This is a genomic window from Pseudomonas sp. GW822-FHT07A10 (genome assembly GCF_058798795.1).
The window spans coordinates 246,806-267,864 of the sequence record NZ_JBXAKV010000011.1; the positions used below are offsets into that span (position 1 = coordinate 246,806).

Annotated in this window: 21 protein-coding genes; 8 read left to right on the plus strand and 13 right to left on the minus strand. The window is 58.6% G+C overall.

From position 1 onward, the window contains the following. The first annotated feature begins 149 nt into the window (after nucleotides 1-149). The 3 genes from AC1RL4_RS19920 (at nucleotide 150) to AC1RL4_RS19930 (ending at nucleotide 1,810) form a co-directional block, all read left to right on the plus strand. Nucleotides 150-278 carry a hypothetical protein gene (locus tag AC1RL4_RS19920; RefSeq protein WP_256677813.1) on the plus strand — a complete coding sequence of 43 codons (129 nt, stop codon included), beginning with the start codon at nucleotides 150-152 and terminating at the stop codon, nucleotides 276-278. Between the two features lie 43 nt (nucleotides 279-321). After that, the gene (locus AC1RL4_RS19925) at nucleotides 322-774 is read left to right on the plus strand and encodes a hypothetical protein (RefSeq protein WP_493119981.1); all 453 of its coding nucleotides are present in this window, start codon (nucleotides 322-324) and stop codon (nucleotides 772-774) included. A 157-nt stretch (nucleotides 775-931) separates the two neighbouring features. Further along, nucleotides 932-1,810, plus strand: coding sequence for an alpha/beta fold hydrolase (locus AC1RL4_RS19930; protein ID WP_026331776.1), 879 nt, complete (start codon nucleotides 932-934; stop codon nucleotides 1,808-1,810). Nucleotides 1,811-1,901: 91 nt separating this feature from the next. Here AC1RL4_RS19930 and AC1RL4_RS19935 read toward each other — a convergent pair whose 3' ends face one another. Next, nucleotides 1,902-2,366 carry a GNAT family N-acetyltransferase gene (locus AC1RL4_RS19935; protein ID WP_230175620.1) on the minus strand — a complete coding sequence of 155 codons (465 nt, stop codon included), beginning with the start codon at nucleotides 2,364-2,366 and terminating at the stop codon, nucleotides 1,902-1,904. Between the two features lie 374 nt (nucleotides 2,367-2,740). On the opposite strand from AC1RL4_RS19935, the gene AC1RL4_RS19940 reads away from it, so the two are divergent. From AC1RL4_RS19940 to AC1RL4_RS19950, 3 genes are all read left to right on the plus strand, one after another. Continuing rightward, the gene (locus AC1RL4_RS19940) at nucleotides 2,741-3,091 is read left to right on the plus strand and encodes a type II toxin-antitoxin system RelE/ParE family toxin (protein ID WP_028941262.1); all 351 of its coding nucleotides are present in this window, start codon (nucleotides 2,741-2,743) and stop codon (nucleotides 3,089-3,091) included. Continuing rightward, on the plus strand, nucleotides 3,081-3,395 hold the full coding sequence (locus AC1RL4_RS19945; protein ID WP_007940887.1) for a helix-turn-helix domain-containing protein: 315 nt from the start codon (nucleotides 3,081-3,083) through the stop codon (nucleotides 3,393-3,395). The genes AC1RL4_RS19940 and AC1RL4_RS19945 overlap by 11 nt, the downstream gene beginning before the upstream one ends. A gap of 176 nt (nucleotides 3,396-3,571) precedes the next feature. Continuing rightward, nucleotides 3,572-4,897: an OprD family porin gene (locus AC1RL4_RS19950; protein WP_230175619.1), complete on the plus strand. Its 1,326-nt coding sequence runs from the start codon at nucleotides 3,572-3,574 to the stop codon at nucleotides 4,895-4,897. Between the two features lie 156 nt (nucleotides 4,898-5,053). Here the strand turns inward: AC1RL4_RS19950 and AC1RL4_RS19955 are convergent, their stop codons facing one another. The 6 genes from AC1RL4_RS19955 to AC1RL4_RS19980 all read right to left on the minus strand — a co-directional run bounded on the left by AC1RL4_RS19955 (nucleotide 5,054) and on the right by AC1RL4_RS19980 (nucleotide 12,223). Next, the gene (locus AC1RL4_RS19955) at nucleotides 5,054-5,359 is read right to left on the minus strand and encodes a DUF6124 family protein (RefSeq protein ID WP_230175623.1); all 306 of its coding nucleotides are present in this window, start codon (nucleotides 5,357-5,359) and stop codon (nucleotides 5,054-5,056) included. Between the two features lie 444 nt (nucleotides 5,360-5,803). Then, nucleotides 5,804-6,136 carry a DUF2790 domain-containing protein gene (locus AC1RL4_RS19960; RefSeq protein ID WP_230175618.1) on the minus strand — a complete coding sequence of 111 codons (333 nt, stop codon included), beginning with the start codon at nucleotides 6,134-6,136 and terminating at the stop codon, nucleotides 5,804-5,806. Between the two features lie 78 nt (nucleotides 6,137-6,214). Then, on the minus strand, nucleotides 6,215-6,415 hold the full coding sequence (locus tag AC1RL4_RS19965; protein WP_028941258.1) for a co-regulatory protein PtrA N-terminal domain-containing protein: 201 nt from the start codon (nucleotides 6,413-6,415) through the stop codon (nucleotides 6,215-6,217). A 112-nt stretch (nucleotides 6,416-6,527) separates the two neighbouring features. Then, nucleotides 6,528-9,680 carry a CusA/CzcA family heavy metal efflux RND transporter gene (locus AC1RL4_RS19970; RefSeq protein WP_230175617.1) on the minus strand — a complete coding sequence of 1,051 codons (3,153 nt, stop codon included), beginning with the start codon at nucleotides 9,678-9,680 and terminating at the stop codon, nucleotides 6,528-6,530. Between the two features lie 40 nt (nucleotides 9,681-9,720). Then, entirely contained in the window at nucleotides 9,721-10,914 is a 1,194-nt protein-coding gene (locus AC1RL4_RS19975; RefSeq protein ID WP_096479908.1) for an efflux RND transporter periplasmic adaptor subunit, read from the minus strand. Between the two features lie 49 nt (nucleotides 10,915-10,963). Continuing rightward, nucleotides 10,964-12,223 carry a TolC family protein gene (locus AC1RL4_RS19980; protein ID WP_230175616.1) on the minus strand — a complete coding sequence of 420 codons (1,260 nt, stop codon included), beginning with the start codon at nucleotides 12,221-12,223 and terminating at the stop codon, nucleotides 10,964-10,966. 467 nt (nucleotides 12,224-12,690) lie between these two features. Between AC1RL4_RS19980 and AC1RL4_RS19985 the strand changes: the two genes are divergently transcribed. Continuing rightward, nucleotides 12,691-13,365: a heavy metal response regulator transcription factor gene (locus tag AC1RL4_RS19985; RefSeq protein ID WP_007940896.1), complete on the plus strand. Its 675-nt coding sequence runs from the start codon at nucleotides 12,691-12,693 to the stop codon at nucleotides 13,363-13,365. Then, a complete protein-coding gene (locus AC1RL4_RS19990) occupies nucleotides 13,362-14,807 on the plus strand; it encodes a heavy metal sensor histidine kinase (RefSeq protein ID WP_028941254.1) in 1,446 nt (481 codons plus the stop codon). Before AC1RL4_RS19985 ends, AC1RL4_RS19990 begins: the two co-directional genes overlap by 4 nt. Before the next feature lie 44 nt (nucleotides 14,808-14,851). On the opposite strand, the gene AC1RL4_RS19995 is transcribed toward AC1RL4_RS19990, so the two are convergent. Genes AC1RL4_RS19995 through AC1RL4_RS20020 form a run of 6 tightly spaced genes read right to left on the minus strand, consistent with a single transcriptional unit; the run spans nucleotide 14,852 to nucleotide 20,787 of the window. Continuing rightward, on the minus strand, nucleotides 14,852-16,594 hold the full coding sequence (locus AC1RL4_RS19995; RefSeq protein ID WP_007940906.1) for an ABC transporter substrate-binding protein: 1,743 nt from the start codon (nucleotides 16,592-16,594) through the stop codon (nucleotides 14,852-14,854). Between the two features lie 46 nt (nucleotides 16,595-16,640). Then, entirely contained in the window at nucleotides 16,641-16,913 is a 273-nt protein-coding gene (locus AC1RL4_RS20000; protein WP_018925490.1) for a DUF2160 domain-containing protein, read from the minus strand. Nucleotides 16,914-16,923: 10 nt separating this feature from the next. Further along, nucleotides 16,924-17,724 (minus strand): carbohydrate ABC transporter permease, encoded by an 801-nt coding sequence (locus tag AC1RL4_RS20005; RefSeq protein WP_007940908.1) that lies wholly within the window; start codon nucleotides 17,722-17,724, stop codon nucleotides 16,924-16,926. Nucleotides 17,725-17,732: 8 nt separating this feature from the next. Beyond that, a complete protein-coding gene (locus AC1RL4_RS20010; RefSeq protein ID WP_019580058.1) occupies nucleotides 17,733-18,599 on the minus strand; it encodes a carbohydrate ABC transporter permease in 867 nt (288 codons plus the stop codon). Then, on the minus strand, nucleotides 18,596-19,693 hold the full coding sequence (locus tag AC1RL4_RS20015; protein WP_204124101.1) for an ABC transporter ATP-binding protein: 1,098 nt from the start codon (nucleotides 19,691-19,693) through the stop codon (nucleotides 18,596-18,598). The genes AC1RL4_RS20010 and AC1RL4_RS20015 overlap by 4 nt, the downstream gene beginning before the upstream one ends. Further along, complete coding sequence (locus AC1RL4_RS20020; RefSeq protein WP_028941252.1) at nucleotides 19,693-20,787, minus strand: ABC transporter ATP-binding protein; 1,095 nt, start codon at nucleotides 20,785-20,787, stop codon at nucleotides 19,693-19,695. Before AC1RL4_RS20020 ends, AC1RL4_RS20015 begins: the two co-directional genes overlap by 1 nt. Nucleotides 20,788-21,059: the final 272 nt, after the last annotated feature.

A 21,059-nucleotide genomic window follows, 5' to 3' on the forward strand; every position in this document is an offset into this window, starting at 1 on the left:
AAGCCGAGAATGGTTATGTACGTATTTCCGCACTGCTTAAATCTGCCTGTCGAAACTTCCAGACATTTTTGACTCTCTCATCGAATGACTTATACATTTGATCCGTGCTCAACAGTGCACAGTCAAACTAAAAACAAGAGGATTCAATGATGGGTTATCTCGTTAGCTGGAATGCAAACAAAGTTATTGATCTTGAACAGCAGGAAGCCCCGACTGCCGAGCAGATCGAAACACTCCAATTGACTAAGGAAGAACTGGCCGAACTGAAAGCCGAATAAAAAATCGGGGGCTCACGCCCCCGGTTTCTTGAGGAAGCAAATAATGGACAATTTCACAGTGACTGAACGGGAACTGACTCTCGCACAGGCTGAACAGCGAATTGATGCGGAATTCAAGGTATTGGGACTCCGTCTCAACACCCGCACCATTGGCCAAAAGGTCGTCGCGACCCATGCGTCTGTCAGTACCATCGATCCTGAACGAAGAGCCAGGGGTGCCGGCAAAGGCTACCCTCCACAGGCCAATGTGGGTGCGCTCTATGAAGCATTGGAACATTACCTCAGCGATCATTGCGATACTTCCACTACTGAACTTATTACTCCGGAATACTTCTCTGAATGCCCTCTCTTTCATGACGACACAGTTCTTGCACTTATCGAAAAACAAAAAAACACTGTTATAGCCTGCCGAACGTACACCCATGCTATCGACCAGTCCCCTTTTTATTATCCGAAAGCGCCCGGCAAACATTGCGCGATATGGCAGCGTGCGTGAATCCAGGAGGCACGATTCTCGTTTTCGGCCATACCCCCGTGCTTATCGCGGTTCCTTATATGGCTCAATCGCTGAAAATGGAGCTGATTTCAAGCGTAGCGGCCCGCCCCGGCCAAGTGGAGCTGTTCCAGTTCTACCGACTCAGGGTCCCGATGGAATGACGACGTCCTTGAACAATGGCTACTACCCAACCTGCGACGGTCATCTGGTCTATTGGGAACGGCATGGCACTCCGGGTACCGAACCGATCTTTTTCCTGCATGGCGGGCCCGGCGGTTGCAGCTCCCGTCATCACCTCGAGTTCTTCGACCTCCTTGGTTACGACATTGTCCTGTTTGACCAGCGCGGCTGCGGACGCTCTCATCCCCACGGTGAATTGCGTCACAACAATACCAGGCTGTGTGTCGAAGACATCGATTCGCTGCGTCGGCATCTGGGCTTCGAGAAGATAAGCTTGCTGGGGGTTTCCTGGGGAAGCTGGCTGGCGATTCAATACCAGCAGCGGTATCCCCAAGCCGTTCTGAACACCACGCTGGTCTCGATATTTGTGCCGTTTTCCACGAATGTCAGCGCCTACGATCAAACCTTGAGCGATGGTTTGGTCGGAGTGTCCAATGGGGTCGAAGGCTGCAATGCGCAAGAAATCTATCAGACACTGAGCCATGGCTGCCCAATCCAGCAGCGTCAGGCTGCCATGCACTGGTCAAGGGCCATTTGGCAGTTGAACGGCCAGTCGATGCGCCAGCGCGCACTCGAAGACTTCGTCAATGAAGAAGCCGTCCGCGCTATCCGGCTGGAGCTGCACTACCACATCAACCAGTACTTCTTCACCCAGGCTCACGAAGTGCTTTCCCTCGACAGCAATACCCGCGTCATACAAGGCATCAAAGACTCGTTCGGCATGGCGAGCCTGCGCTGGCTCCGTGAACGTGTGGATATTCAGTGCCGGTTGCTCAACGCAGGGCATAACGCTCTCGACGGCACTGTACTGAAAGCCGTTCGCCGAAGTCTGAAACGAGATCGGTACGACGGATAAAAAACGGCACACGGGTGCCGTTTTTGCGTTTTGAGATTGGAGCTTTCAGGCGCCAAATTATGCAGTGCTACTCAGGTCGGCCCCGAAGCCATCACAGTTTCTTCACCATAGGAACGCAGGCCAGTTGAAGACCGGAGGGGGAATGGTAAACCGCGGGTTCCTCCCCAATGTAACCACAGCGTCGATAAAAGTCGGCGGCATTCAAAGTCGCATCCAGACGGACTTCCACCAGGCCAAGATCCCGCGCCAGATCTTCGAGAAAGCCCACGATACGCTTACCCAGGCCTCGTTCCATAAAGTCAGGATGTATAAAGATTGCGCCGATTTCGCGGTTCTCCGGATCCAGCATGCCTGTCGCCACAGGCTCACCCTGAACGCACCCCAGATAGAAGTACTTTTCCATGAGTGCGCAGTAACCGTCCTCAGCTGACCCCGATGTCCAGGTCAGCATTTGCTTTTCGGTATAGGCACCGATGCATTGATGTCGGATGGCTAGCCGCCGTATGTCGAATGCCGTCTGGGCGTCGCTTTGGGTGGCTTTTCTCATTTCGAACATTTCACTCTCCATCAGCCATGTGCAGACGGAGAATCAAAAAGCCCCGTCCATCTCTGGCGGGGCTTTGGGTAACACGTCAAATGCCGAGCACGTATGACCTTATGGCCCGCCTGAAGCGGTCATAGAGGAACACATCATGTTCATTCGGCGTTGATCATTCATCGGCAGATAGTGCTGTGGGTGAGCCGATGAGTCAATTGCGAAGTCCCCTTCCCCCAGCATTACTCGAAAATTCTCACCGGCCTGGTCGCTTCGTCCTACAGGCGTTTTTACGACCGGGGTCTACCTTGAAAACGGGGGACGAAAAGGATGGCTTCGATGCCTTGACCTATTCGATTATCAAGACAACACTATACGCAGGTGACGTACAGAACATGGACGCTCTTTTTATCGAATTACCTGCGTTTCAGAAACACCGAGACGATTACCTGGATGACGATTTGTTCCGCAGCTTTCAGTTGGAGCTGCTGAAAAACCCTGAAGCGGGCGATCTCATTGAAGGTACGGGCGGGCTGCGAAAAATCCGCTTTTTCGATCAACGTCGCGGTAAAGGCAAGCGTAGCGGGCTTAGGGTGATTTATTACTGGTGGTCAGGTTTCGATCAATTCTGGCTGTTCACCGTGTATAGCAAAAACGAGCAAGACGACCTGTCGCCTTCCCAGAAAAAACTTTTCAGACAAGCGCTGGATAGAGAAATCAACACGAGAACCCACTATGAAACGTGACATTTTTTCCGAACTGATGGAAGGCCTCGAAGCCTTGGCCGACGAGCGCCAAGGCAAGGTCACGCTGCGGACCCACAAGGTCAAGCTGCCGAAACTGGTACCCATCACTGCCGAGGAAGTGGTAGCCATCCGTCAACAGCTCAATCTTTCCCGGTCGGTGTTCGCCATGTATCTACGCACCAACACCCGAACCCTCGAAAACTGGGAACAAGGACGGGCAACACCAAATGCCCAAGCCACGACACTGATCCGCTTGGTTGAACGCTTTCCGCAAACAATCGAACAACTCGCAGCGCTGACCTGAACGTGCAGGCTTGTCATTCCACGCACATGACGAAATTGTAATTCCCCCATCACCTTGGCGTTATCCGCAGCTTGCAACGATGTCACCCGGCGACCATGCCGGCGGGCCCTTGCCCGTCGAACAATAAAACCCACGCCGAAGCACGTTCCCGTTCTGCCGAACCCAAGGAGTGATTGATGGTTAACAATACAAAAATGTCGATAGCCGCTTTAGCGGTGGTTGTCGGCTCCGGGCCGTCCATGGTGTTTGCGGAAGAAAAACCCGAGGGGTTTATCGAGGGCAGCAGCCTGACGGTGCTCAACCGCAACTTATACTTCAATCGTGATCACCGTGACGGCCAGTCGAGTCCCACCGGCAATGGTTATTCCGAGGCCTGGGCTCACGCGGTCATCAGCAAGTTCGAATCCGGCTTTACCCAAGGCACCGTCGGGGTCGGTGTCGATGCGTTTGCGATGATCGGCTTGAAACTCGATACCGGTGACGGGCGCAACGGTGGCCGTAGTTCTTTCGACGTGTTGCCGGTCGACAGCGATGGTCAGGCGCGGGATGAATACACCAAGGTCGGTGGCGCCGCCAAAGTGCGCGCCTTCGATACCGTGATCAAGGTCGGCGATGTGTTCCCCGCCAACCCGGTGGTTGCGGCGGGTGACTCCCGACTGTTGCCGGAAAGCTTCCGGGGTGTCACGGCCACCAACACCAGTATCGAAGGTCTGTCGGTACAGGGCGGTCGCCTGCATGCGATGAGCCAACCGGTGTCCAGCAACATGCGCGAAAACTTCGCGACCTTCTACGCCGGTCCGGTCAATTCGCCGTGGGTCGGCTATTTCGGTGGCGACTACACGCTGAACAAAAACCTCAGTTTCAGCCTGTATTCCAGTCGCCTCAAGGATGCCTGGAATCAGTATTACGCCGGCACCGCATGGACTTATCCGCTGTCGGATGACCTGTCGCTGTTCGGTGGCTTGAACTATTACAAGGCGGTCGACGAGGGCAAACAACTGCTCGGCGAGTTCGACAACAACATCTGGAGCGGCCGTGTCGGGGTGAAACTCGGCGCCCACTCCGTTGCGTTATCGCACCAGCGCAACAACGGCAACGACGACTTCGACTACCTGCGTCAGTCCGACTCGATCTTCCTCGACAACTCCATCCAGTACAGCGACTTCAACTCGCCCAAGGAACGTTCGTGGATGGTGCGTTACGACCTCGACATGACCAGCTATGGCGTGCCGGGTTTGTCGTTCATGACCCGTTACGGCCGTGGCACCGACGCCGACTACTCCAACGCCAACGCCGTGTACATGCGTCGCGATGCCGACGGCAAACCACTGACTGACCAGAAGCGCTGGGAGCGCGACATAGAAGTCAAATACGTGGTGCAGAGCGGCTCGCTGAAAGACATGTCTCTTCGTCTGCGCCAGGCCACAACCCGCGCCACGGCGTTTGAGTCGGATCTGGATGAAGTGCGGGTGATTGTCGAGTATCCGCTGGCGATTCTCTGACTTCACGGTTTATGCAAATTCACCTTTAGAAGCTCCTTGCTCCTTTGGTAAGAGGTGAATCTTTTGGCGTCCTTCGGGGCGCCTTTTTTATGCCCGTGGATTGAGCACTGCAGGAGCAGCCTTCGGCGACTCCTGCAGGATTGCGTTGCGGGAGAGTTACTCACCCGACTCGACGTTATCCAATGCCTGATTCACCGCCAACTCTCCCAACATCACCACTTGCGCAATACCCAACAGAGTCTTGCGATGGGTGCCTTCCAAAAGCGCGGCGAAGTCACCGAGCATGACCGTGGCCGAGGACAATGATTCGCTGGCATTGGCCAGCAGGGATTCGGTGTCGGCTTTGGGATTGGCGAAATACATCTGGTTGGGGGTGTAGGGCGTGGACATGACGTGGGCCGTCGGATTCAGGTAGTAATCGAGCGCACGTTCGGCAGCTTCGTGGAGTTTTTTGGAGTCGATGGAGGCTTAGGGAGATGTTAGGTCGGTGTCCGTAGCTGTGCTTGCTTCGGGAGGGTTTGGTGTTGGTTTTTTCATGGTGAAACTCCACTGAAAAGTTGGAGCTGCCCCATTTCGGTTTCCGGACGAAGAGGTGGCAGCTGTACGCAGGTTGGAAACCCGGGCAGCGGCGACCCGGTCGACCCGAAGGTCTCCCACGCACAGCCGCCATAACGGAGTGCACACATTCAAGGTGCGCAAGGATACGTTATGAAAGGCGTGTTGGCGCCACTGTTACTGATCGGGGTTTCCAGGCCCGGTCGCTGAATTGGCAGCGACATGCACAGGCTAGAGAGCGTGCGTCCGACGGACAACCTGAAAACATTGTGGGAAGCGTCTGTATTTGCGCCACATCCGTTAAACATTCCGAATTGAAATACGCACTGTAGGTGGAGGCCCTCGGTGCCCTCACCCGCCCTGTCGGCGGCAATCGCCTGCCACGGTGTATTTGATGGTATTGAGTTGGCCCTTTGAATCTTCATAGGTCATGGCAGTAGGCACCACGGCACAAGCAACTTGCGGCCGCACAACGCTCACCACTTTCACCACATCCAGCTTCATTCCGTATTCGTAGTCTTTCACCACCGGCGCAGGTTTGCCCTGGTTGGCCGCGTACTGTTCCATGGCTTTGGCGTTGGCACTGAACGCCCTCTCAAACGTCCTGTCACCGCCGCCTTCTGCCAGCGCATTCAACGACATCGCCAGCGCCCCGGCGAACGCCATCCACTTAAAAACTTTCATACCCAGTACCTTCAAATCCAGGCTCAAAAAAAGCCCGGCATCGGCAATCGATGACGGGCCAGTTCAGGTGCGACACGCTTACAAGTCTTTGGTCTTGTCGTCCTTTTTTTCATTCAACACGACGGGGTTACGCGCCTGTTCCTTGGCGACAAACGCCTCCACCGAGCGGTCATTGGCCGCCATCATTTTTTCAAAGGCTCTGTCGCCGCCACCTTCAGCCAAAACAACGGAAGACATCACCAACGCCGCTGCAAACGCACTCAGTTGTACAAGTTTCATGCTTGATTCCTCGTTTAATTAACTAACGGGATCAAGGTAACAATCCGAACCTTTCGTGACGGTGGCGCGCAAATTACATATCCGTTATCTAGCGCTCCCACAGCAGGACCACCTACTTGGTTGAAGCTGGGTCTTCGTCGCGTCTATGCGCCAACTGATACAACGCCGGCAGTATCAGCAGCGTCAGGATGGTCGAAGACAGAATCCCGCCAATCACCACCGTCGCCAACGGTCGCTGCACCTCGGCACCCGTACCGGTTGCCAAAGCCATGGGAATGAAGCCCAGGGACGCCACCAGCGCCGTCATCAACACCGGGCGCAGACGTGTGAGCGCACCCTCATTGATTGCATCAGCGAGCGAACGCCCCTCCTCCCGCAAATTGCGGATAAACGCGATCATCACCAGACCGTTGAGCACCGCTACCCCCGACAGCGCAATGAAACCAACGCCCGCCGAGATCGACAGTGGAATGTCCCGCAGCCACAGCGCCATGACGCCACCCGTCAACGCAAACGGAATCCCGGTGAACACCAGCAAGCCGTCCTTGAGGTTGTTGAACATCATGAACAGCAGCCCGAACACCAACAGCAGAGCCACCGGCACCACGATCTGCAAGCGTTTGGCCGCCGACTGCAACTGCTCGAACTGACCGCCCCAGCCGGTCCAGTAACCCGCCGGCACCTGCACATCGCGCTCGATCACCTCGCCGGCCTCTTTAACGAAGGAGCCAATATCGCGCCCACGCACGTTGGCGCTGACGATCACCAGCCGCTTGCCGTTTTCGCGGCTGACCTGATTCGGCCCGAGCACCAGATCAAGGCTGGCGACGTCCTTGAGGGCGATGAAGCCAATCTGATCAGCCGCGCCATTCAGGGGCGCCGGCACCGGAATCAACAGTGCCGACAAACCTTCGATGTCCTTGCGCATGGCATCGGACAGGCGCACCACCATGTCGAAACGCCGATCGCCTTCATACAGTGTCCCGGCCTGGCGCCCGCCGACCGCCACTGCAATGGTGTCTTGCACGTCGCCGACGTCGAGCCCGTAACGCGCCGCCTTGTCGCGGTCGATGTTGATGGTCAGCACCGGCAGGCCGGTGGTTTGCTCGACCTTGACCTCGGACGCGCCGTTGACCTTCTGCATGGCGGCGGCGATCTTCGCCGCCGTGGCGTTGAGCACGTCCATGTCATCCCCGAACACCTTGACCGCCACATCGCTGCGCACGCCGGAGATCAGTTCGTTGAAGCGTAACTGGATCGGCTGCGACAGTTCATAGTTGCTGCCCGGCAGCGTCGCGGCGGCTTGTTGCAGTTCCGCCATCAGGGTCTCGCGGGACTTGCCCGGATCCGGCCACTGCGCCTTCGGCTTGAGCATCACGTAGCTGTCGGAGATGTTCGGCGGCATCGGGTCGGAGGCGATTTCGGCGGTGCCGGTACGGGCGAACACGCGCTCGACTTCCGGCACCTTGTTGAGGATCAAGGTCTCCAGACGCTGCTGCATATCCACCGATTGTGTGAGGCTGGTGCCCGGCACGCGCAAGGCTTGCAGGGCAAAATCGCCCTCACTGAGGCTCGGCACAAACTCGCTGCCCATGCGGCTGGTGAGCACGCCGCTGAGCACAATCACAGCCAGCGCCGCCCCCACCGCCATGGCGCGATGGGACATCACCCACGCCAGCGCCGGCGCATAAACGCGACGCGCGCCGCGCATGACCACGCCCTCCTCTTCCTTGACCTTGCCGGTAACGAACAACGCGATGGCCGCCGGCACAAAGGTCACCGACAACAGCATGGCGCCCAACAGCGCGATGACCACGGTGAAGGCCATCGGGTGGAACATTTTCCCTTCGACACCGCTCAGGGCGAAGATCGGCAGGTACACGACCATGATGATCAACTGGCCGAAAATCAGCGGCCGCCGCGCTTCTTTGGCCGCCGCGAATACTTCGTGGAAACGCTCGGAACGGCTCAGCAAACGCCCGTGATGCTGCTGCGCATGGGCCAGCCGTCGCAGGGTGTTTTCGACGATCACCACCGCGCCGTCGACGATGATGCCGAAGTCGAGGGCGCCGAGGCTCATCAGGTTGGCACTGACTTTGTTGGTGAACATGCCGGTGAAGGTGAACAGCATCGACAGCGGAATGACCATCGCGGTGATCAACGCCGCGCGGATGTTGCCCAGGAACAGGAACAGAATCGCGATGACCAGAATCGCGCCTTCCACCAGGTTCTTCTTCACCGTGGCGATGGCCTTGTCCACCAGGTGCGTGCGGTCATACACCGGCACCGCGATCACGCCTTTGGGTAGGGAGCGGTTGATCTGTTCAAGCCTGCTAGCCACTGCCTGGGAGACCGTCCGGCTGTTTTCGCCGATCAGCATGAACACCGTGCCCAGCACCACTTCGCGACCGTTTTCGGTGGCGGCACCGGTGCGCAGTTCGCGGCCGATGTCCACGGTCGCGACATTCTTGATCCGGATCGGCGTCCCGTCGACATTGGCCATCACGATATTGGCGATGTCGTCGGTGCTCGCTACTTGCCCGGGCGCGCGAATCAGCAACTGCTCGCCGCTGCGCTCGATGTAACCGGCGCCAACGTTGGCGTTGTTGCGCTCCAGCGCCGTGACCAGATCGGTGAGGGTCAGTTTATATGCCGCCAGCCGTTTCGGGTCGGGGGCGATCTGGTATTCCTTGGCGAACCCGCCGATGGTGTTGATCTCGGCCACACCGGGCACGTTGCGCAATTGCGGCTTGATGATCCAGTCCTGAATCACCCGCAAATCGGTTGGCGTGTAGGCGGTTCCATCGTCCTTCAGCGCACCGTCCTGCGCCTCCACCGTCCACAGGAAAATCTCCCCGAGCCCGGTGGAAATAGGCCCCATCAGCGCTTCCGCGCCCTCGGGCAATTGCTCCCTGGCGATCTGCAAGCGCTCGTTGACTAATTGCCGGGCGAAGAACAGATCGGTGCCGTCCTTGAAGATCACCGTGACCTGCGACAGCCCCGAACGCGACAGCGAACGGGTCTGCTCCAGCGCCGGCAAACCGGCCATGGCGGTTTCAATCGGGAAGGTGATGCGCTGCTCGGTTTCCAGCGGCGAGAACCCGGCCGCGCCGGTGTTGATTTGCACCTGGACGTTGGTGATGTCGGGCACGGCGTCGATCGGCAGTTTTTGGTAACTGGCGATGCCGAGGCCGGCCATGAGGAGAACGGCGAGCAGCACGATGATGCGCTGCTCGATGGCAAACTGGATCAGGCGTTCGAACATGAGAACCTTCCGGTCGAGGTTGACGGATCAGTGGGAGCCTTCAATGAGAGTGCTCGGCCGAGGCTTTGCCCAATTCCGATTTGAGGACGAAGCTGCCGGCACTGGCGACTTGCACGCCCGGCTCCAGCCCTTGGGTGACTTCCACCAAGCCGGCCGCGCGACTGCCCAGCTCCACCGCTTGCGCCTTGAAGCCGTCGTCGGTGCGCACGAACACCGTGGGTTTGTCCTCGACGGTCTGGATCGCGGTTTCAGGTACGGCGACCCTGGCTTGGCGACTGTCGGTCGCCACCAGCGCGGTGACGAACAGGCCGGGGCGCCACGAGCCTTGCGGATTTTCCAAGGTCACGCGGACCGTTGCAGTGCGAGTCTGTTCACCGAGCAAACTGCCGACGTAGGCCACGGTGCCGGCGACTTCGGCATTGAGTTCCGGGGCGCTGACGGTGACCGGTTTGCCCACTTGCACCTTGGTCAGATCCTTGGGCGAAACGCCGAACGTCACCCACACCCGCGACAGGTCGGAGAGGGTAAAAGCCGCCGTGGATTCATCAACCACCTCCCCCGGCGTCAGGTGTTTTTCCACCACCACACCGTCGAACGGCGCGCGCAGTTCATAGCGATTGCCGCCGGTGGCGACCACGCTGCCACTGAGCACGCTGATTTTTTGCCGGGCATTGGTCAGGGCAATTTCGGCTTCTTCCAATGCCTGGCGTGCCTGAAGGAAATCCTGCTCGGCGGAGATCTTGTCCTGCCACAGTTTTTTCTCGCGTTCGTAGGTGGTGCGCGCCAAGGTCAGGCGCCGCTGCGCGGCAGCCTGTTCGCTGCGCTGATCAGAGATCTGCTGACTGGCGATCACCGCCAGCAACTGGCCCTTCTTCACCGACTGCCCGAGATTGACCGACACCGACTCGACCACCCCGGGCACCCGAGGCACTACGTGCGCAGTACGGTCTTCGTCAAAGCGCACTTCGCCGGGGAACGGCAAGCCGAGGCTGATGTTCTGCGCCCGCGCTTCGGCCAGTTGAATGCCCGCCGCGGTGATCTGTTCAGCGCTCAGCTCCAAGTGCCCTTCTTCTGCATGTTCGCCGTCGGCTGCTGCGCCTTCTTCAGCGTGATCGGCGTGCTCCGCCGCTTCATCGGCGTGCGCGTCGATGGACGCATTGCCCGGCCACATCGAGCCAATACCAATGCCCAGCGCCAACGTCGCCGCAGCCACCACGATCAGTTTTTTTTCCATGGAAACTCCTCTGCGCCATGCCATCGCGCAGTGATTTGAAGGATGAAATTCAAGGGCTGACGGTGAGGTCGCCGAAGATGCGTTCGATGCGTACTCGCGCGTCCGTCGCCTCGCTGACGGCCTGGATGTATTGGCTGCGGGCGCTGATCAGGGTGCGCTGGGCGTCGAGCACATCGAGGAAGCCGAACTTGCCCATTTCGAAGCCGCGCGTGGCGCTGTCGACCGCACTTTGCGCAGCGGGCAGGATGGTCTGGTTGAACGCCTCGACTTCGCCATTGGCGGTCTGCCATTGCTCAAGGCTGGTCTGGATTTCCGTGCGCAAACGCAGCTCGGTGGCATTGCGCAGATCCCGCGCCTGATCGCTGCGCCGGGCTGCTGCCAGCACGTTGCCCTGATTGCGGTTGAACAGCGGAATCGGCAGCGACAGCCCGACCACGTTGACCCGCTCGCGCTCGGTTTCGCTGTATTGGCTGCCAATGCTCACGGTCAGGTCGGGAATGCGTTGCGACTTTTCCAGACCCAGTGAGGCTTCGCGCTGATCGATCTGCAATTTGGCCAGACGCAGCTCGGCGGTCTCGTTCAGGCGCTCCAGCAATCGGCTCGCCGGTGGCACGGTGGGCATGCTTTGCGTGGCCGCTTGCACGGTGGTCGAGGCTGGCAACGGTGCGCCCATGACCTGCGCCAATTGCTGATAGGCGTTGGCCTGATCGCGCTCGGCGCGGCTCAGTTCCAGGCGTACTTCTAAGAGTTGCACGTGCAACCGGGTGCCTTCGACCGGCGATGATTTGCCGGCCTCGATGCGTCCTTGGGCGACGCGCAAACCGTGTTCGGCGAGTTGCAGCGACTGACGAGACAACTGCAAGCGCTGTTGCGCGGTCCGGGCGCTGTTGAACGCCTGAATCACATCGGCGCGCAAGGCATTGCGCTTGCGCTCCCACTCGATCCCGGCGGCGTCCTGCGCGCGGCTGGCGACGTCGATCCGTGCGCCACGTTTGCCGCCCAGTTCGATCGGTTGGCTGAGCATCACCGTGGTGGTTCGCGAATCGCGCCGGGTGTCTTCGGCCTCCCACGACACTTCGGGGTTGGGGATCAGGCCGGCCTGTTTGCGCTCACCCTCGGCGATGCCGATTTCCCACTGCGCAGCCGCCAGATCCGGGTTACCGGCGAATGCCGTTTGCAGGGCTTGATCGAGGGTCAGGGTCGATGCATGCACAAGCCCCGTGCCGGCCAGCAACACAACGCTGGCCGTCACTGTCCTCGCTGTTTTTTTCAGGCGTGCTCGCGCCGTCCGTTCTTTTAAACCGGGCAATGGAAGACTTCCTTTATTCAAGAATCTTTGATGCCGCCACGGTAGAGTTTTGAACTTATCGGCAAGGTGACTGGAACATTACAAATCCGTCATCCACGGTTTATGGAAGTTGTTTTGATCTAGGATGCGAAGTGCGAAAGGCGACATAGCAATACATGGAAACAAATACACGGTAGTTATCTGCCAAACAGCACTTGCCTGAATGTGGCGCATGGGCATTCGGGCTTGCCTGCTGCGACAGGCTGTCGCAGATCGCCATTTTCAGAGCTCAAGACCCAGCATTTCAGTTGACCCTGTAGCCACTACAGCCTTTACCTTGCACGCCATCACACAGGGAAACCGCTGTAGAAAACCAGCAACTCACAACCTCTAGTCGTTATTCAAAACCGTCCGGAAGCCCCTACAAAAACAACAACTTTCCCGGCCACCTTAATTAAATATCCATTAAATAAAAGTGGTGATAGATCATGCGAATCCTTGTCGTCGAGGACGAGCTTAAAGCTGCCGAATACTTGCATCAGGGACTGACGGAAAGTGGTTATATCGTTGACCACGCGGCCACTGGCGCCGACGGACTGCATCTGGCGCAACAGCAGGCATACGACCTGGTGATCCTGGATGTGAACCTGCCGGAACTCGATGGCTGGGGCGTGCTGGAACAATTACGTCGCACCCATTCCACCCGAGTAATGATGCTCACCGCCCGCGGGCGTCTGGCCGACAAGATTCGTGGTCTGGATCTGGGTGCCGACGATTATCTGGTCAAGCCATTCGAGTTTCCGGAATTGCTGGCGCGAGTGCGCACGCTGATGCGCCGCAGCGAAAACATCCCGGTGCCGCAGGTGCTCAAAGTCGCCGATCTGGAACTTGATCCGGGCCGTCACCGCGCCTTTCGCGGCGAGCAGCGCATCGACCTGACCACCAAGGAATTCGCCCTGCTGCACCTGCTGATGCGCCAGTCCGGCGAGGTGCTCACCCGTACCCAGATCATTTCGCTGGTGTGGGACATGAATTTCGACTGCGACACCAACGTGGTCGAAGTGTCGATCCGACGTTTGCGCGCCAAGATCGACGACCCGTTCGACAGCAAGTTGATCCACACCCTGCGCGGTGTCGGCTATGTCCTGGAGGCGCGGGAATGAAGCCGGCCAGCCTGTCGATGCGCCTGGGCCTGACGGTGAGTATTCTCGGCGCGCTACTGGTGGTGTTCCTGGCGATCCTTGCCTACTTTGCCCTGACCCATGAGTTGAACGCGTTATCCAGGGACAGCCTGGCCCAGAAGATGGAACAGGTGGAACACAGCCTGTCGCTGTACGCCGATGCCGCAGAAATTCGTTCGGCGCCGCACATTCTGCTCGATCAGGTCATGGGCCATGACAACCTCACCCTGACGATTTATGACCGCAGTAACTTGCGCACGCCTCTGTTGAAATCCGGCTCCGGCATGGCCGACCCGCGCCTTGAACGCAAGGCAGTACTGGCTGCCGACGAACCACTGGCGTTCTCCGACGGCACCGACGATCAAGGCAAGCGCTACCTGACCGCTTCTCGGTTGGTCCGCATCAAGGACGGCACCCGCGTCCCGGTGCTGCTGTCGATGGACGACGCCCACAATCAGGCGTTGCTCAGCGCCTATCTGCGCTCGACCCTGATTGCTTTGCCACTGCTGCTGATCTTCATCGGCCTCAGTGCCTGGGCCGCCGTACAGCGGGGGCTGATGCCGTTGCGCGAGTTTCGCAAAGTGGCGGCGATGGTCTCGACGCAAGACCTCGGCCATCGGCTGTCGGTGCTCGACATGCCCCAGGAACTCAGTGAACTGGCCCAGGGGATCAACTTCATGCTGGATCGCCTCGACAATGGTGTGCAGCAGTTGTCGCAGTTCTCCGATGACCTGGCCCATGAACTGCGCACGCCGATCAACAATTTGATGGGCAAGGCACAAGTGACGCTGTCCCGGGAACGCACGGCCGAGGCGTACAAAAACGTCTTGGTGTCCTGCACCGAAGAACTGGAGCGTGTTGCGCGGATCGTCTCGGACATGCTGTTTCTGGCGCAGGCCAGCAACCCGGCAGCGCTCACATCTTTCGAGCCGGTCGCCCTTGAAGAAGAAGCCGAGAAAGTGGCCGACCTGTTTTCCTTGTCGGCGCAAGACAAGCGCATCAACCTGAACGTGACCGGCAGCGCACGCGTGCTGGGCGACCGGTTGATGATTCAACGGGCGATCTCGAACCTGCTGTCCAACGCCCTGCGCCACTGCCCGACCGGGCAAACGGTTTCGCTGCATATTGAACAAAAGGCGACACAGGTTGCACTGGAAGTCAGCAACCCCGGCGCGGGCATCGAAGCGCAGCATCTGCCGCACCTGTTCGACCGTTTTTACCGGGTCGACAGCAGCCGCTCCCGCTCGCAAGGCAGCACCGGACTGGGTCTGGCCATCGTGCGCTCAATCATGAGCGTGCATCAGGGAGTGGCCGAGGTTGAAAGCCCGCCCGGTGCGATGACCGTGTTCAGACTGGTTTTCCCCAAAAACGAAAATGCAATGCAGGTCACCGCAATACCTGGCGGTGGAACAGGCACAAAGTAAAACGGCACCTTACGGTGCCGTTAGCGTTTCACATTTACCGACAATTACTTACGCGCATCCGCCCACGATTTCAGCAGTTCGTTGTAGCTCACGGTTTCACCCTTGGGCTTCTCGTTGGCCAGTTTCGGCTTCGGTGCGCCCGGTTGGTCGAACCAGTATTGCGCGTCGCGTTCCGGGTTCATTTTCGGCGCGCAAGTGGCCTGGGCCTTGGAGCGTTCCAGACGGGTCATGATCGCGTCTTGATCCTTGGCCAGACCATCGAGCGCCTGTTGCGGGGTTTTCTCGCCGCTGGCAGCTTCGGCGATGTGGCTCCACCACAACTGCGCCAGACGCGGATAGTCCGGCACGTTGGTGCCGGTCGGTGTCCATTGCACCCGCGCCGGGCTGCGATAGAACTCGACCAGGCCACCGAGTTTCGGCGCCAGGTCGGTCATCGCTTGCGAGTTGATGTCCGACTCGCGGATCGGCGTCAGGCCGACGATGGTTTTCTTCAGCGACACGGTTTTCGAGGTCACGAACTGCGCGTACAGCCAGGCCGCGAGCTTCTGTTTCTCAGGCGTGGACTTCATGAATGTCCAGGAACCCACGTCCTGATACCCAAGCTTCATGCCCTCTTCCCAGTACGGTCCGCGTGGCGATGGCGCCATGCGCCATTTTGGCGTGCCGTCGGCATTCACCACCGGCAGGCCCGGTTTGGTCATGTCGGCGGTGAACGCGGTGTACCAGAAAATCTGCTGGGCAATGTTGCCCTGGGACGGCACCGGGCCGGATTCGGAGAAGGTCATGCCCGCCGCTTCCGGTGGCGCGTACTTCTTGAGCCAGTCGACGTATTTGGTGGTGGCAAAAACCGCTGCCGGGCCGTTGGTATCGCCTCCGCGGGTCACGCTGGAGCCGACTGGATGACAGTCTTCGACACGAATGCCCCACTCATCCACCGGCAAACCGTTGGGCAAGCCCTTGTCGCCACCACCGGCCATGGAGAACCAGGCATCGGTAAAGCGCCAGCCCAGGGACGGGTCTTTCTTGCCGTAGTCCATGTGCCCGTAGACCCGCTTGCCGTCGATTTCCTTGACGTCCTCGCTGAAGAATTTGGCGATGTCTTCATAGGCAGACCAGTTCACCGGCACGCCCAGTTCATAGCCGTACTTTTCCTTGAACTTGGCTTTCAGCTCCGGCCGCTCGAACCAGTCGGCGCGGAACCAGTAGAGGTTGGCGAACTGTTGATCGGGTAATTGATAGAGCTTGCCATCGGGCGCGGTGGTGAAGGACGTGCCGATGAAGTCCTTGATGTCGAGGGTCGGCGAGGTGAAGTTTTTACCTTCGTTGGCCATCAGGTCGGTGATCGCCTCGGTCTTGCCATAGCGAAAGTGCGTACCGATCAGGTCTGAGTCGTTGACCCAGCCGTCATAGATGCTCTTGTCCGACTGCATCACGGTCTGCAGCTTTTCCACCACATCGCCTTCTTGCAGCAGGTCGTGGGTGACTTTGATCCCGGTGATCTCGGTGAAGGCCTTGGCCAGCACCTTGGACTCGTATTCATGGGTGGTCAGGGTTTCCGAGACAACCTTGATGTCCATCCCGCGAAACGGCTCGGCCGCCTTGATGAACCACTTCAATTCCGCGAGTTGCTGATCGGCCGTCAGGGTGGACGGTTTGAATTCGCCGCCGATCCACTTTTTCGCAGCGTCTTCGTAGGCATCAGCCCAGGCCGATGCGCTCAATCCGCTGAGTGCCAGCATGGCTGCCAGTGAAATGCTATGTCGCAGCTTATTGTTTTTATCGAACATAAGACCTCCTTTATGGGTTTCGGAGCAACATTGCCGAGCGATTCGACTAGCCCCAACGCATCACAGCCAACAGCCACACCAGGGACAACGCGAACGCTATCCAGATGCTCCAGTCGGTGACGCCGATTACCAGCAAATGCAGGTAGGCGCTGCCGAGAAGACCGATAAACAGCCGATCGCCACGGGTGGTGGTAATCGGCAGAAAACCTTTTCGAAGAATGCTTGGCGAACGCAACTCCCAGGTCGTCATGCCCACCAGGATCAAGGCTATGACGCCGAAGAACGCCGCCGTCGGGCCAGTCCAACTCATCCATTCCATCATCAGTTCCTCATACCCGGCCCAGGGCAAAGCCCTTGGCCACGTGGTTGCGAACAAACCAGATCACCAGCATGCCCGGCAGGATGGTCAACACCCCCGCCGCTGCCAGCACGCCCCAGTCGATGCCGGACGCCGAGACCGTGCGGGTCATCACCGCGGCGATGGGTTTGGCGTTCACCGACGTCAGGGTTCGCGCCAGCAACAGTTCGACCCAGGAAAACATGAAGCAGAAAAACGCCGTGACACCGATCCCGGAGCCGATCAGCGGAACGAAAATCTTCACGAAGAACTTGGGAAAGCTGTAGCCATCGATGTAGGCGGTTTCGTCGATTTCCTTGGGAACGCCAGACATGAAGCCCTCAAGAATCCACACCGCCAGCGGCACGTTAAACAGACAGTGAGCCAACGCCACCGCGATGTGCGTATCGAACAACCCGATCGAGGAATACAGCTGGAAGAACGGCAGCAGGAACACCGCCGGTGGTGCCATGCGGTTGGTCAGCAGCCAGAAGAACAGGTGCTTGTCACCGAGAAAGCGGTAGCGCGAAAACGCATAGGCCGCCGGCAACGCCACGATCAGGGAAATGATTGTGTTCATGCTGACGTAGTACGCCGAGTTGAGGTAGCCGGTGTACCAGCTCGGGTCAGTGAAGATCACCTTGTAGTTGGCGAAAGTGAAATCCTGGGGAAACAGCGTCAGGCCACCGAGGATTTCGGTGTTGCTCTTGAAGGACATGTTCAGCAGCCAGTAGATCGGCACCAGCAGGAACAGGATATAGACCAGCAGTGGAATCAGCTTTCTCTTGCTCATGGCAGGCCTCACCGATTGGCGTCAGAGTGAGTCATGGCGGTGTAGAACAGCCACGACACCAACAGGATGATCAGGAAGTACACCAGCGAGAAAGCCGCCGCCGGGCCGAGGTCGAATTGCCCTACGGCCATTTGGGTCAAGGTCTGACTCAAGAAGGTCGTGGCATTGCCCGGACCGCCACCGGTCAACACGAACGGCTCGGTGTAGATCATGAAACTGTCCATGAACCGCAGCATCACCGCGATCAGCAGTACGCTCTTGAGCTTGGGCAACTGGATGTGTCGGAACACCGCCCAGGCCGACGCCCGATCGATCCGCGCCGCCTGGTAATACACGTCCGGAATCGCCCGCAGCCCGGAGAAACACAGCAGCGCCACCAGTGATGTCCAGTGCCAGACGTCCATCACCAACACCGTGACCCAGGCGTCCATGGTGTTGGCCGCGTAGTTGTAGCTGATGCCCATGCCGTTGAGGCTGGCCCCAAGCAAGCCGATGTCGGCCCGGCCGAAAATCTGCCAGATGGTACCAACCACGTTCCACGGAATCAGCAGCGGAATCGCCAGGAGAATCAACACCAGCGACGACCAGCGGCCCTTGATCGGCATGGTCAGGGCGATGGCGATGCCCAACGGAATTTCGATCAACAACACACAACCGGAATAGATGAACTGGCGCAGCAGCGAGTCATGCAGCCGTGGGTCGAGCAACACCTGCTTGTACCAATCGGCGCCGACGAAATAGCGGCTGGACTGGTCGAAGATGTCCTGCACCGAGTAGTTGACCACGGTCATCATCGGGATCACCGCACTGAACGCCACCAGCAGGAACACCGGCAATACCAGCCACCAGGCCTTGTTGTTCTGCACCTTGTTCATGGCTGCACCTCCAGCAAGTAATCATCGGCGTAGACCATCAGCCATTGCCCCGGAAAACTGATGTACGCCGTGCCCTCGGGCACCGGTTTGTCTTCAGCCAAGCGTACTTTCAGCAGCACGCCGTCGAGGTTCAGGGTCATGATTTTGTAGGTGCCCAGGTCCTCGACGTGTACGACCTTTGCCCGCAACGCGTCATCAAAGGCCTCCTCCCACACATGGACGAACTCCGGACGGATGCCGACCTTCAGGCTTTTCCATTCGCTGTCGGCGATCCGTTGCTGCATCGCGTCGGACAATGGCAAGTGAGTCCCGGCAAAACCGACACCGCCGGCCTGCGGCTGGACGTCGATCAGGTTCATTCCCGGGCTGCCGATGAAATAGCCGACAAAGGTGTGGCTCGGCCGTTCGAACAACTCCCGTGGCGTACCGAACTGCACAATCTGCCCGCCGTACATCACCGCGATCTTGTCCGCGAAAGTGGAAGCTTCGAGCTGATCGTGGGTGACGTAGACCATGGTGATGTTGAACTGCTCGTGGATCTGCTTGAGCTTGCGCCGCAACTTCCACTTCAGGTGCGGGTCGATCACCGTCAGCGGTTCATCGAAGAGGATCGCCGACACGTCATCGCGCACCAGCCCACGGCCCATGGAGACTTTCTGTTTTTCATCGGCGGTAAGGTTGCGCGCCTTCTTGTGCAGCAACGCCTGAAGGTCGAGGACTTCGGCGATTTCATGCACCTTGCTGAAAATCTTCGCTTCGACCATGCCCTGATTGCGCAGCGGGAAAGCCAGGTTGTCGAACACCGTCATGGTGTCGTAGACCACCGGAAACTGGAAAACCTGGGCGATGTTGCGCTTTTCCGGGGTCAGCTCGTTGACCACTTTGCCGTCGAACATCACCTGGCCCTGGGACGGGCTGAGCAATCCGGAAATGATGTTGAGCAAGGTCGACTTGCCGCACCCCGATGGCCCGAGCAGCGCATAGGCGCCGCCCTGCTCCCAGACGTGGTCCATCTCGCGGATCGCGTAATCCTCAGGGCCGGCTGGTGTGCGGGTGTAGCTGTGGGCAAGGCTCTGCAAACGGATTTCGGCCATCAGGCAACCCTCGCAATACGGCGACCGGGCGCCTGGACCAGCCGCCCCTGCATATCGAACACAAACAGTTTATGAGTCGGGATATAGATGCGAATCGGCGCATCGACGTCGTATTCGTGCACCCCCGGCAAGTGCAGCACCAGCAGGAAATACTCGTTGCGCACGTGCAGGAAGGTTTCCGAACCGCTGATCTCGGCCACCTCGACGGTCACCGCCAGTTCCAGGTCATCGTCGTTGCTCGGCACCAGCGAGATGTGGCTGGGGCGCACGCCGAAACGGAACTCGCCCTCGCCCACCGGGCGCAGATCGACGTTCAACGGAAAGTGCACGAAATTGGCGAAACTGACTTCGTTGCCGGCAATGCGCCCCGGCATCAGGTTGATCGGTGGCTCGGAGAACAACTCCGCCGCCAGCACGGTTTGCGGCTGGTGATACACCTCGGAGGACTTGCCGCTCTGAATCACCCGACCTTCGTGAAGAATCGTCGTGGTGCCGCCCAGCGCCAAAGCTTCGTTGGGTTCAGTGGTGGCGTAAATCGCGATGGTATTGCGCGCCTTGAACAGCTCGCGCATTTCCTGGCGCAGCTCCTCGCGCAGCTTGTAGTCGAGGTTGACCAGCGGCTCGTCGAACAGAATCAGCTCGGCGTCCTTGACCAGCGCCCGGGCCATGGCCGTGCGCTGTTGCTGGCCACCGGAGAGTTCCAGTGGATGGCGCTGGAGAAACTTCTCGATGCGCAGCATCTTCGCGGTTTCCAGCACTTTGCTCTGGATCAGCTCATTGGCAACGCCGCCCTGACGCAGCGGCGAGGCGATGTTCTCGAACACCGTCATGGTCGGGTAATTGATGAACTGCTGATAGACCATCGACACGTTGCGCAAACGCACCGGGCGCTGGGTGACGTCGACGCCGTTCATCAGGATGCGGCCGCTGTCGGGCTTGTCCAGACCGGCCATCAGGCGCATGAGGCTGGTTTTGCCGGACAGCGTGCGACCGAGCAAAACGTTGAACGATCCGGGTTCGAAATTAAGGCACGCATCGTCGATCCAGGTCTGGCCTTCGACGGTGCGGCTGACGTGCTCCAGGATGAGTGACATGGCTCGGCCTTTTTTTATTTTTTGAGTCAAGCGACCGGAGCTACGTAGCGACATCCGTGCCAAAAATCTCAAGCGTTTGATTTGGCTGGAAATCCCTTCAATCAAGATAAAAATCGCATTCGTTGCTGAACAGAAATGAACAACCACGAATGAACAACTGAACAATCCGGCGGTTGACAATGAACAATAGTGAACAACACTCTACAGGCGCTTTCAGCCACACATTGCCCCCGTAGGAGCCAGGCTTGCCGGCGAAGGCGATTTCGATGACG